This window comes from Pseudomonas canadensis (assembly GCF_030980095.1).
Classification (GTDB): domain Bacteria; phylum Pseudomonadota; class Gammaproteobacteria; order Pseudomonadales; family Pseudomonadaceae; genus Aquipseudomonas; species Aquipseudomonas canadensis.
The window spans coordinates 1,964,306-1,977,239 of sequence record NZ_CP133298.1; the positions used below are offsets into that span (position 1 = coordinate 1,964,306).

A 12,934-nucleotide genomic window follows, 5' to 3' on the forward strand; every position below is an offset into this window, starting at 1 on the left:
CGCCGCGCGTTGGCAGCGACCACAGGGGAGGGTGGTCAGGCGTTGTTGGCGAGGAAGGTCAGCAGGGCTTCGTTGACGAAGTCCGGGTTTTCCCTGGCGCTGATATGGCCGGCTTCGGGAATCAGGATCAGGCTGCAACCGATCAGGCCCGCCATCTCCTTGGACTCGGCGGGAGGGCGCGGTTTGTCCTGCTCGCCGCACATCAGCAACGTGGTGTCGGCGTCCAGGCGCGGCAGTCGCTCCAGTACGTCTTCGCGACTGAAGATCAATCGACCCAAGGGCACGATGCTCTGCAACAGACGTTCTTTCGAGTAACCCTGCAGTTGCCGGCGGAAATCCTGGTACAGCGCTGATTCGCGGTCGATACCCGGACGGAAGAAGATCGGCGCGACCACATCCAGCAACGGCTCGGGGATGGCTCCGGCGTCTTCAATCATCTTGAACAGCGAGAAGTAATACTGGCGCGTGGCCTCGGGCTCGGCGCCCAGGTAGGTGTCCATCAGCACCAGGCTGTTGATCCGCTCGGGCGCCAGCAGTGCCAGGCGTGCGCCCCACATCCCGCCGACCGAGAGCCCCACCAGGTTGATCGCTCGGATATCCAGCTGGTCGAGCAGGGCCAGGGCTTGGCGCGCGAGGTCGTCCAGGGAATGGGTTTGCGCGGGCAATGCACCGGATTCACCATGGCCCCACAGCTCGGGCACGATCACACGGTATTGTTGCGACAGCGCTTCGATCTGCGGCGCCCACATGTCGGCGTCCCACAGGTAGCTTGAGCCCAGCAGTACGACCGGGCCGGTGCCCTGGTCCAAGTAGTGCAGCGGTTGTCCATCAATGACGGCGACAGGCATAACAGGCCTCTGACTTCACGGAGTAAGGGGCACTTTTTTACGCTAGTCGGGGGCGGGGGGATAGATGCAAAGTGATGGCATCTTGTGAAGCGGTAGGTTGTTTGTACAGACCTGGACTTGTAGTGAGCGGGCTTGCCCCGCACTGGGCTGCGTAGTAGCCCCAATAAAAACCCCTCGTTCTGGCAGACAGATCGGGGGGGTAGGTTTTAGGGCCGCTGCGCAGCCCAGCGCGGGGCAAGCCCGATCACCACAGGCCCGCCCAACTACCGCGCAATCAGTCGTAGATGACTTTCTTCTTCCACTCGGCGTCGGTATCCACCACTTTGAGGCCTTCGGTCAGTTCGTTGACCTCGTCTTCGGCGGGCTTGCTGTTGGTCAGCACCGTGGAGTTGGCGCGGGCAAGCTGGGCTTCCAGTTGTTGCAGCTGTGCGCTGTAGATCACCGGCTCCGGCTGTTTACGCAGGTATTGCACGCCACGCTCGAACGCCAGGCGTGCCTGGCCCGGCTGGCCTTGTTGCAAGGCGTGCTGGCCGAGGTTGTTGAAGAACTCGATGTGCAGCAACACCAGGATATGGCGGATTTCCCGGATCCAGTGCTTGGCCTCGTTGGCCGGCAGGAAACCGTCCTGGGCGGCGCGTGTGACCTGGCCGTGCAGGGCTTCGAGCAGGAAGCGCACATCCTTTGCCTTGGCTTCGGTCTGGATCGGCGCGGGCGGATTGTTCACCGGGATCGATTCGCCTTGGGCCACCAGCGTATTCAGCTCGGCGATGCGAGCCTTGAGCGGTGCGCTGCCTTTGTTGAGGTTCAACAGGCGCTGGTTGACGTTGAGTTCCAGGCGGGTCATCAACAGTTTGAGCGCCGGGGTCATCAACTGGCCGGGGAAGGTCTCGGTGATTTCACCGCAGCGACGCAGGCGATCGTTAAGCTCGATCTCGGTGCGCTTCTTTTCCAGCTTGTTGTTTTCCACCACGTGGTTCATGTAGCCAATGGCGATCAGTATTACGATCCCGGCTATTACCAGCAGGGTGATCATGAGTGGTGTCACCGGTGTGACCTCTTTATAGGGTTTACAGTGGAGTGTAGTGACTGGGCCATCCGGCGGATAGGACTGATCGACCAGTTGCCCGGGTAGTTTGCTTCTATATATAGATAGGCGCTCCCTGCATGGATGCACATTGCCATCATTTGCTGGAGCGAACTATAGCGTCTTGTCGGGCGCCAGAATATAGGCGTCAAAGCCCGGACACGCACAATTCGCCTTCAGGCCCTGAAAGCAGGTCGAAGTCATTGATTTTAATAAATTTATCCTTGGGGGTTGACGACCTTTCAATCCATCCATAGAATGCGCGCCACTTAACGCGTAAAGCACACAGCGAAACGCAGCTAAGTAGTGAATGTTGTACGTGTGTCCCCTTCGTCTAGTGGCCTAGGACACCGCCCTTTCACGGCGGTAACAGGGGTTCGAGTCCCCTAGGGGACGCCAATATGCGGGAATAGCTCAGTTGGTAGAGCACGACCTTGCCAAGGTCGGGGTCGCGAGTTCGAGTCTCGTTTCCCGCTCCAAGTTTAAGCAGTGTGGCTCTCGGGCGGCACTGAGTGAAACCAGGGCATGATCTTCGGATCTAACCTCTGGACACTGAAATACACACCATGTGTTTCAGTTGTGTGTCCCCTTCGTCTAGTGGCCTAGGACACCGCCCTTTCACGGCGGTAACAGGGGTTCGAGTCCCCTAGGGGACGCCATTTGCGGGAATAGCTCAGTTGGTAGAGCACGACCTTGCCAAGGTCGGGGTCGCGAGTTCGAGTCTCGTTTCCCGCTCCAATTTAAGCAGTGTGGCCTTCGGGCGGCACTGAGTGAAACCAGGGCATGATCTTCGGATCTAACCTCTGGACACTGAAACACACACCATGTGCTTCAGTTGTGTGTCCCCTTCGTCTAGTGGCCTAGGACACCGCCCTTTCACGGCGGTAACAGGGGTTCGAGTCCCCTAGGGGACGCCATTTGCGGGAATAGCTCAGTTGGTAGAGCACGACCTTGCCAAGGTCGGGGTCGCGAGTTCGAGTCTCGTTTCCCGCTCCAAATATCGATCTACAGAGTTCCATGGAAGTCTGTAGGTTATTGAAAATAGACGCTTAGGCGTCTTTTTTCGTTCCAGTGCGATCAGCCGAGAACCATCGGTATCTCGACGTTTTCAGTCCAGAAATGAGTCCATGAAATCCGAATGGTCGCGATAGCGTTTGTCGCTGGAGAGGAGCGTTTGCGGGTACGGGCATCTTTCCCTGAATCCTATTCAGGAACTCGTACTATGGCACCTTCCACGCGCAGCGGTTCGCCAGTTCAAGGCGACCGGCAAACACTAAACCCTCGGTGATATGGGTCGACAGCTCGGCATTTTCCCCACGCATATATAGCGTCCCACGGACACTTGATCCTCCTAGACTGGTTTTTTCACCGCCCCGTCTCAAGGAGAAGCCGATGTCCGAGAACAATCCACTTTTGCAGCGGTATGACTTACCACCATTCTCTGCCATACGAGCAGAGCATTTGATACCGGCTGTCCAGGCGATCATTGCTGAAAGTCGTGTCATGACCACAGAGATCATTGCCAGCCAGAAATCCTTCCCAACATGGGACGATCTCGTGCTCGCCATAGATGAGTTGGAAGCACGCCTGGACGGCACCCTCACTATCCTCCAGCTACTGGGTTCCGCCCGCATAGCGCCGGTCTGGCAGGAAGCAATTACGCGCTGTCAGGAGCTGGCAGAGCAGTACAAGCGTGAGCAGGCACAGAACAGCGAGCTGTATCAGCTGTATCGGCGGCTCGCCGATAGCCCGATTGCTGCGCTGTTCAATGAAGAGCGTAAACGTGCACTGCATAAAATCTTGCGCAAGTACCACTTGGCCGGCCTTGATCTGTCGTCCGAGCAGCAGTTGCAACTGACAAGCCTGAACATGGAAATCAGCAAGTTTCAGTTCGAGTTTCTGGCACGGGTGGAGGATTCGAACACGGCATGGAGCAAGCACATCGAAGACAGATCGTTGTTGATCGGTTTGCCGAACGCTGTGCAGGCACGCATGGAGGTCGCGGCTCAAGCAGCAGGGTTGACGGGTTGGTTGCTGACCCTTTCAACTCAATCCTATCGCGACATTGTGAACTATGCGGACAACCGGGACCTGCGTCGGGAAATGATGGCTGCTTACTACAGCCGTGCTTCTGGCACAGGTCCTGATGACCTGATTACCAACAACGAACGGGTGTTGACGGTACTGCTTGATGATCGCCATAAAAAAGCGCAGCTCTTGGGTTATTCCAACTTTGCCCAACTGGCGGTGGCGGATCAGATGGCGGACACGACCGAGCAGGTCGTCGACTTTTTACATCACCAGATCGAGTTGTCGCGAAGTCTGTTTGCCCAAGATGCGGAGCAGGTTGAGGGCTTCGCTGCACAGCATGGAATTACGGATGTGAAGCCTTGGGACATTCATTATTTCGCTGAAAAAATTCGCCAGGACGTGGCAGGCATTTCCCAAGAGGCATTTCGCAACTACTTCCCCTTGGAGACGGTGTTGCAACGATTGTGCGCCTTCACAAAAACGCTGTTCGGTGTTGATCTGATCGAACACGCGGCTGCCGATACCTGGCATGAGGATGTGCGGGTATTTGAACTCAGAGAGTATGCGGAGCCGATCGGATATTTGTTCATTAACCCCTATCGCCGACAAGAAGCAGCGGGATTTGGTGATGCTTCAGGCTTACGTAACCGGCGGATCACCGCCGAAGGCAGGCCACGAAGCCCCTTGGTGGTGCTGAACAGCCGGTTGCAGCCCCCCACCGAGACCCAGCCCTGCTTGCTTGATCATTTGCAACTAAGGGTCTTGTTGCACGAGTTTGGTCATTGTCTGCAGCATCTGTTAACCGTCGCACCGTATCGGGCGATATCAGGCATCGGTCAATTGAGCCATGACTCTTCGGAGTTCGTCAGCCAGGTTCTGGAACAGTTTTGCTTCAAACAGTCGTTCCTGATTTGGCTATCAGGGCATTTCCAGACTGGACAACCCCTGCCTGACGATATCGCCTATAGGGTGAAGCGATTTGTCCATACTCAAACCAGTTGGGAAACGGCCTCTCTCTTGCTCGCCGGGCTCGTCGACTTCGAGTTGCACCGGACTTACGGCGACGGTCGAACACCTCATGATGTCTTCACCAGTGTCAATGCAGAAGTCGGGCTCTTGCATTGGCCTGGTGATACCCGTCCAGTCAACAGTTTCGAACCGTTGGGGAGTGACTATGGGGCCAGAACTTATTCCTACAAGTGGTCGGGTGTACTCGCCAGGCAGGCGTTTGAACGTTTTGAGCGCGAGGGGCTGTTCAACCCTACTACCGGCAAGGCATTCCGTGATGCGTTCATCACCCAGGGTGATACCCGACCACTGATGACGTCACTTGAGCTTTTTCTCGGTCGCTCATAGAACGAGTCCAGTCTGTCCCATCAATTGGACGTGTCGAGTCAATTTGGCATTTACCACTGCTGCCATTCTCCGAGACCTATTATGTTATATCGGCATTTCATCCCCTTTTTATTACTTGCTTTGTATTGTGTTACCGGTCAAATCCATGCCAGAGATTTGACTGAAGGAATGACTGATCAAACCTCATCCGTGACATTGCTTAACCACGACCAGCGTTACTCGCTATGGTCTGGCATCGGTCATTTGAAAAACGCCATCGGCCAAACCTGCAATGCGATATTACTGGATACCCGAAACCGTCAGGATAATGCCGTCGGCCCAGCCTATGTGCTGACCAGTGGGCACTGCGTGTTCTTTAGCTACGGCACGGCATATATCAACCAAACCATTGAAGCGAGTATCACCTTCAGATACTTCCACGATACACCTGCACAGCACCGGACTTTCCGGGTTAAAACTGCCCATTGGAGCAGCATGGTCGGCACCGATTTGGCGGTTCTTGAACTTGATACGCCACTGACCACACTCATCTCAGAGGGAATCATGCCACTCAAGCTCGCGACTCATCGCCATTCAGGCGAGCGTGAAGTGATCAATGTGGGATCCCCGATTGGGTTTCGACAGAACGGGCTGCGCATGAGCGTCTGCAAAGAAACGGGGGTAGACAGTTTTGTCGAACATCCTGGCGTATTTCCTGGCGCGATAAAAAACCGTTGTCGAGATCTTCAGTCCGGAAGTTCCGGAAGCCCGATGTTGGATCGCAGTACCAATGAAGTGACAGGCATTGTCAGCAAAGTAGCAGCGGTCATTAAAAACGACGTCCTTAACAACTGCCAAAACAACTCGGCGTGCGAAGCGGCCAAGTTCAACTACAGCTATCCAGCCAACGACCTGCATCATTGTTTTGTTGATGGTCAATTCTTGAACAATACGGTGGATTGTCAGCTGAAAGCCGTCGAGATCATCATTGAAGAACCGTGGAAACTGAATCCTTATGTGCATAAGCAGCAGGACGTGCTTGGACGAAACGTCCGGCCCACCTGGAATATCAGATTCTCGCTCCAAAATGCTTACTATCGATTCAAGGCAGTACATGACGTTAAGGAATGTAGGTTTCCCAACGATTATCACAGCGCGATAGCGTCAACCGATGGCTATATCAATCAAGAGATCGGGCCGGCGCTAGGGGCTCATGTGTTGTGCATTGTAGGGATAGATAGCCAGAACGAAGCCCTGACGCCTGCCTTGCTCCACAATGTATTCACGCACTCCGTGTTCTTGACCGCTCCAGCGCCGACACCTCGGATCAACCTGAGTTACAGCATCGATTGGGACAACCAACACACAGATTTCACGCACCACTACTTCTATATGGACGCTTCGAATGGCGCTTCTTGCCAAGACATCGACGATGTCCGTTATGCGCTTTCCTCCGGCAGTTCTACCTATCGGGTATCTCAGCTACCCATCACGTTGTGCAGCTATGCACGCAACCTTGCGGGCCAACCATCCGCCGTACGTACGGATGTGATCGAAAGATCAATGTTTTTCCCGCCCATACAAGCGAAGAAGCCATCGCCACGACTGTAATAAGGCCTCATCATGGAAGATAACCCTCCCTATTTTTTCACCGAAACACTTGCAGTAAGAGAACAACTGACGGAGCGCCAGCGCGCGCGAGCGTTCACCCTTGAGGATCTCGACTGGCTCGACGCGGTGTATTCCGCCACCCACGCTGCGCGCATGGCGCACAAACCACCCATGCAAGTTGAAAGCCTTCATTTGACCACGCCCGGAAAACCGTCAATCGAACTCGCCGGTGCGTTCATGATGAGACCTGCGCCCGGTGGTGGCGCGTTCCTCTACACACCGTGCCGGGGCCTGGAAAGATTCGATAGCGTTGCCAGCGTAAAATCGACAATGAGTACCTGGTTGGAGGTATCCGAACAACGAGAAGCGTTGTTTCGTTACCTGTCTCTCTCTCAGAGAGCGGCGTTGAGCACCCACGAAACACTCACGCTCACCACTGTATCCGTAGCCGGCGCCGTTTTTGAAGAACAACAGCGCGCACTCCAAAATAACCTGCGCAACAATGCTCAGGGCATGCTTGAGGAGCTGTACTCAGCGCCAAGTTTGACGTCAATGCTGGAACAGGCGATCAATACGGCGCTGGCTGCACACTTTCCGGGCTTGAATCAGCGCGATACACGCGTGAGCTGCCACATAGCCGAGACATCCCAAACCACAACTCGCTCATTGAGCGAAACCGTGCTTGCCTACTTCGTCGACAACAGTTGGCCTGCAGGCGAAACCCGGCAATACAGTAACCTTGGCAGAGCCCCCGACCCTCAGCAGTCAAACCGTGCGGCGGACGATCAGTTGCATTGGGAGAGGTCTGTACAAACGCTGGCCCAAGGGTTGATGGAGCAAATAAAAACCCAGCTTTCACTATTTTGGCAGGCGGCGAGCCGAGCAGGGCCCTCGCGCCTGGATTACTTTGCGGCGGCCATGAGCGACAGGTTCCGGGTCAGCCTGCTTGATCAGCAGCAACAGGCGAATATTTCCACGGACCAAAGTCTTGAAATCCAGACACGCCTGCTGACCTCCGATGCACTCTCTTCTGACAGTGCCAGCGCCCTGCGCGTCGAAAAAGTACTGTTGGGCGAATCAGATGTCTCCTTTGTTGAACTGGCCGGCGCCCTCATGATCCGTCCAATAGAAAGCGAGACAGATGCACAGGCCATTCTTTTTACCCCCAGTGAAGGCGTACTGGCGGACCCTGATGTGGAAGAGTTGAAAACCCGTCTTCAGGAGAGAGTGAACTCACCGAAGCAGCCTGACGACTGGAAGAACTACCTGTCTCGACCGCAACGTTATTTCGATATCAGCTTCAGTACCTCAACGGTCATTACGAGCCCTCTCACAGGAGCGGTGTTCCCGGGCCTGATGCGTACGGTCATCGAAAAACAGGCTCAGAACCTGGAGTATGGCCTGGAAATGTACCGTCAGAGCAAAGGCACCATGGACATCGACGCGCTGATTGACCATCTGCTTGATGTTCGCGCGATGATTGATCCAGCGTTACGGGGATTGGATGCCAAAGGACGTTGGAGCACTCAGTTGGCGGCGTCCTGGTACCCCTCTGCTGATCTTCCGCAAGGAGGGGAGTCAGCCCTGCAAACGGTTCGCACTGAACTGCGAGAACTCGAAAGTCTGCATACCGAACTGGAGGGCAGACTGGCAACTCGCCCGACTCTCTACCGTTCCGCCATCGCACAACTCAATTCTGAACTCTCCAGCACAGAAGAAGCCTTTCGCGATGCCGCGAATATTTTTATAAATACCTACAGCAGTCCTCCCGGTGATACCGAACGTCGTACACCGGTATCGTCGGTCAATATGGTCGACCATTTTCTGGCACGGTTCTGCGGGGAGTCGGAGGTCCTCACGCTTTCGCCCAACAGCGGATTCTTTTCAGTAGCCTCCGAGGGTGTTGCTAAAAAGGTGCCCGATCTGGAATTACCCGCCTTCAACACAATCATCGAAACCTCGCTGAAAGGCTTTAAAGGCCACCTGCGTCTGGTGGACCAACGGGTTCCCGACCTGCGGCTTCTGCTCGAGAGGGCGATGACCATTGGATTGAAGGCGGAAGCAAAGCTCAGGGTCCTGGACAATTCACTACGGCCCAGCGACCGGGCAATCATCCTGACGGTCCTTGACAGTTACAAACGTGATACGCGACGTAGCATGAACGCTTTCCGACCCGATGCCTTGTCACTGACGCTGACGACTGCCGAGCGGGACGTCAGCGCCGCATTGAGCAACTGTTTTGTGCTAACCGAACGAGGGGGACAAGATCCCGAATATTCCGGCAAAACCATTCTTTGGAGCCCAGCGCTGGGGTTGGAGGTTTTCAGTTCATTGGCCGCCCTCAGAACCACGTTGAACCAGCGCTTGCTTGAGCCCGAAGAGCGCATTGCACTGCTGGAAAACCTCCCTCGGTCCGAACGCCTCCTGCATCAGGTCTATACCGTTGGGTCTTTCGAGTTGATCGAAGACGGCTTGGTCGCATACCTGCACCGGCACTACGAGCAGCAAAGAAAAGCCGAGATCACTCACCTGCTTAGCCCGAAGCTACCCGCCCAATACCTGCAGGACATTTGGCAGGTCCAAATAACGCAGACACTCGCACCGACTAACGTGGAGCGCTCTACGGCCATCGCCCAGGCACTGATCCTGCGGCACTCATTACCTGAATGGGTGGCCAACGCTCCCGTAGCGGACCAGCAACTACAGGTTGAACTGCTGGAGCAGTATCGAAACAGCGTGGAAGCGGACAAAGACTACCTTCATGGTATCGACTCACTGGCCGATTTCACGCGCAACAAACTGTCAACGTTGTTACGCACGCTCGACAACCAGAACCGCGTCACCCCCGATCAGATTGAAGTCACCGTCCCTGCACACAGGAGCGCTGTCGAGAAGACGTTGACCCTGGTCGATTATGCTACGAGCCATCGAGATGAATGGGGAACTGAAGCACCGCGCTTTACTTCGAGGGGGTCAGCGTTGCTCTCCAGCCAGCTGGACGCAAAAACCCTTACCACACACATCCAGGCGCTGAACATCAGTGGCACCTATCAAGACTATCTACGAGGGCTCTTCACGGCTGCTAACCCCGACCTGCTTGAGCGTCAACAGCGGTTCGCCCGGCAATTACCCTGGCAACTGATGCAACATGCACATGCCCAATTCCTGGCAAAGCAAATGACTGCAACAGCGTTCGGTTATATCCAGCAGATCATGGACATGCCGGATTCGATTGCCCGTGCTGCCGTTACAGGTGCCAATGCCACCATCCGCCCGCTTGAACTGCTGACCTCCATAGGCGCCACAGCGGTCAAAGCCGTGGGCATTTACGTGATCAGCCCTGCATCAGGTCAGGGGCCTCACGTTCTCTATGCGCCTTACAGTCAAGGTCACTGCCTTAAGGAATATGCCGACGAAGCGAGTTTACTGACAGAACTCTGGTCACTTGGCCCGCTACAAAGTTGGGTGCTCAGGTTGCTTCCGCAGGCAGCACAATCGGCAATCACGACGTTTTTCAACCCGAACAATGCCTCCAGAAGCTCGTTGCAACTGGCCTCAAATCCCATCGTCGGGTGCTTGTTCAAACAGCTATTTGCAGACAACTTCGAGCTGTTGTTGAAATTGTTGGGATGCCATTCCATCTCCAACGCCGTTGCCTATTGGAACCTGGCGAAGAGCGTTTTCTCCAGCGGTATATACCAAGGCATTCCGTTTCTGGCCGCAAAGCTGGAATACCCGTTGCTCGTCTGGCAGAGCTACAAACTGTTCAAGGCTTCTGCCGACGCGTTGCAAGATCATCATTGGCGCACGGCAATCTCGCAGTTCGTGAGTGGCGTTGCGCAAATGGCATTGCTTCGCCGGTCAATGCCAGAAATTTCAGAGCAGACGTTACCTGTGCAACCTGATGCCATTACGTCCGAAGCCGTTGCAACATGGCCCGCCATCGACATCACCGCGCCTGAAAGAACCCGGTTGCAACCCCATGAGGTAACCGATCTCGCGCTACAGGAGATGAACCGCGTTGGCGATCTTGGGCTCTACCAATCAGCTCAGAAACGCCACTATGCGCCCGTCGAAGGCAAAGTCTTTCAAGTCAAACAACAGGGTGAGCACTGGCGTATTTTCAGTTCCCTTGGAGATGGACCGCTGATACGAAAAAACACCCGCCAACAATGGATGCTCAGTAGCCAAGTTCCGTTACTGCATGCTCGACGAGCCCTCGCTAAACTGAGCAATCAATTTTATTCATGCCCGCTAGCTCGTGAAGGTATGAACATCGAAGCATCCGGTATGGAAGCCATCCGAACCCTCTATCCCAAACGGGGTTTGATGATCACTGAAGCATTGGCCATGGCGACCTACTATACAAAAAACGCGCAGGAGAACTTACGTCTGGTTGCCGCTACCCTACAAGCCTCCACTCCCACGCTCGCAGTTATCAAGGAGACCTTCGATTTACAAGTCGTAGAAATGAAACATATCGAGAAAATACAGTCAGTGGTTGACAAGGTATTCAACGCTCTCACAGCCCCTTCACTCAATACCTTGAACTCAGAACGCTTCGTCGTTGGGGTTTCGCGCGGCACCCCGCCCCCTGGTAATACGGCTGTCATGGCGTTTGTCGTGGTGCCTGACGCAGACCAGGTCATTTATTTAACCCAGGAGTTTTTCAAGCCTACGTTGGAGTACAAGCCGTTTCTAACCAAGCCGTTTTATGTCAACGTCCATGCCCGTGCTATCGCTCTCATCCATGAACTCTCTCATCATGTGTGCGCAACGGAGGACATTGCCCGCCTGGATGCCTCTCATCCATTTCTCGATCTTATCAGGAATGACACTCCGGATAACCGGGCCTTCAAAGCACGCCTGAAACAGCGCCAGACTGAACGCCTGTGTCTCTTTACGCCGTTCACGGAACTGTTCCAGATCGTGAAGAATGTAGATCCACAAGACAGCCTTTTACAGCATATTTTGTCGGTTACCGGGGGAGATGCACTCGACGATGCTCGGCGAATATTTCGCAGTGACCCTCTCAAGAGAATGGATACGATTTTGAGCAACGCTGACTCCGTGGCGCTGCTGATCAGTCGACTTGGACGTCAGCTTGACCTCTCTCCCAGCGCAGGGGAGTCCGTCTACAGCGTAGATGATGCTTCTATGAAGAAAGGACCCGTGCGGCGAACCGCATCGTAGTCTTGAAGGTCCTATCGTTCGTCACGGGGCGGGTCCGGCAATGCCCTCCTGCCCAGGCAGGAAAAACCGCGCAAACAACTCGGACTGAGACTTGATGCTCAGCTTGTTGTAAAGGTTGCGACGGTGAACTTTGATGGTCTCGGTCGACAGATTCAGCTTGCCGGCGATCTCTTTGTTGGAAAAACCGCTCAACAGCAGCCGGAGCACATCTTTTTCGCGCGCTGTGATTTGTGCGCCAAGTTGCATGATCGCCTCAGACCACGGTGGCGGCTCGGCTTGGCTTTTTTCCGCATCACCCTCAAAGCACATGCGTTGATGCATCAATGCCATCACCCAGGGCTTGATCATGTCCAGCGTCGTGATCTGCTGCGGGCTGTATCGCACGTTGCTGCCAAATGACATGCACAGCGTCCTGTCAGCGTCGAGTTGTACGTTGTATTGCACCTCGTCCACGCTGACGTACTGGGCGAAATACTGGTGGTAATACTCGGTGGTCAGAAAGTGCTCCGGCGCGATGTCGGACAGATGGAAAAAACCACTCTGCGGGTTCTCCCGGTTGGCGATGTAAAACGGGTCCAGCAGGTACAGCCCTTTTACATAGCGCTGGGTCAGCGCGTCCACTTCGTCTGCATCGGCGACTTCGGTCAGGCTGATGACCCGCACCTGTTGGTCGCTGAAGATCAGCACAACCCAATTGTCGATCTGGACATATTCCTTTACCACGCGAACCAGCGAACTCCAGAACGCCGGGCGGTTCAGCTGCATGATCAGCGTTCCGGCGGACCGATGCCAGGCCAGGTTGTGAAGGTCGAGCGACATTTACTACCCCTTT

6 protein-coding genes and 6 tRNA genes are annotated in these 12,934 nt (G+C 55.0%); 9 read left to right on the forward strand and 3 right to left on the reverse strand.

The window, feature by feature from the left end:
- Window positions 1-35 precede the first annotated feature (35 nt).
- Both RB216_RS09205 and RB216_RS09210 read right to left on the reverse strand, forming a co-directional pair.
- Window positions 36-848, reverse strand: a complete 813-nt coding sequence (locus RB216_RS09205) for an alpha/beta fold hydrolase (protein WP_308908588.1) — start codon at window positions 846-848, stop codon at window positions 36-38.
- Between the two features lie 274 nt (window positions 849-1,122).
- Window positions 1,123-1,881: a hypothetical protein gene (locus tag RB216_RS09210; protein WP_082461488.1), complete on the reverse strand. Its 759-nt coding sequence runs from the start codon at window positions 1,879-1,881 to the stop codon at window positions 1,123-1,125.
- A gap of 374 nt (window positions 1,882-2,255) precedes the next feature.
- Between RB216_RS09210 and RB216_RS09215 the strand changes: the two genes are divergently transcribed.
- The 9 genes from RB216_RS09215 (at window position 2,256) to RB216_RS09255 (ending at window position 12,102) form a co-directional block, all read left to right on the forward strand.
- Window positions 2,256-2,331: transfer RNA gene (locus RB216_RS09215), tRNA-Glu, on the forward strand.
- Window positions 2,332-2,335: 4 nt separating this feature from the next.
- Window positions 2,336-2,411, forward strand: a tRNA-Gly gene (locus tag RB216_RS09220).
- Window positions 2,412-2,515: 104 nt separating this feature from the next.
- Window positions 2,516-2,591, forward strand: a tRNA-Glu gene (locus RB216_RS09225).
- Between the two features lie 3 nt (window positions 2,592-2,594).
- Window positions 2,595-2,670 (forward strand) — tRNA-Gly (locus RB216_RS09230).
- Window positions 2,671-2,773: 103 nt separating this feature from the next.
- Window positions 2,774-2,849 (forward strand) — tRNA-Glu (locus RB216_RS09235).
- A gap of 3 nt (window positions 2,850-2,852) precedes the next feature.
- Window positions 2,853-2,928 (forward strand) — tRNA-Gly (locus RB216_RS09240).
- Between the two features lie 396 nt (window positions 2,929-3,324).
- Window positions 3,325-5,319, forward strand: a complete 1,995-nt coding sequence (locus RB216_RS09245) for a M3 family metallopeptidase (protein WP_308908589.1) — start codon at window positions 3,325-3,327, stop codon at window positions 5,317-5,319.
- Between the two features lie 168 nt (window positions 5,320-5,487).
- The gene (locus RB216_RS09250; protein WP_308908590.1) at window positions 5,488-6,909 is read left to right on the forward strand and encodes a trypsin-like serine peptidase; all 1,422 of its coding nucleotides are present in this window, start codon (window positions 5,488-5,490) and stop codon (window positions 6,907-6,909) included.
- Between the two features lie 12 nt (window positions 6,910-6,921).
- Window positions 6,922-12,102, forward strand: a complete 5,181-nt coding sequence (locus tag RB216_RS09255) for a DUF6543 domain-containing protein (protein WP_308908591.1) — start codon at window positions 6,922-6,924, stop codon at window positions 12,100-12,102.
- A gap of 21 nt (window positions 12,103-12,123) precedes the next feature.
- On the opposite strand, the gene RB216_RS09260 is transcribed toward RB216_RS09255, so the two are convergent.
- Complete coding sequence (locus RB216_RS09260; RefSeq protein ID WP_028615746.1) at window positions 12,124-12,921, reverse strand: response regulator transcription factor; 798 nt, start codon at window positions 12,919-12,921, stop codon at window positions 12,124-12,126.
- Between the last annotated feature and the right edge of the window lie 13 nt (window positions 12,922-12,934).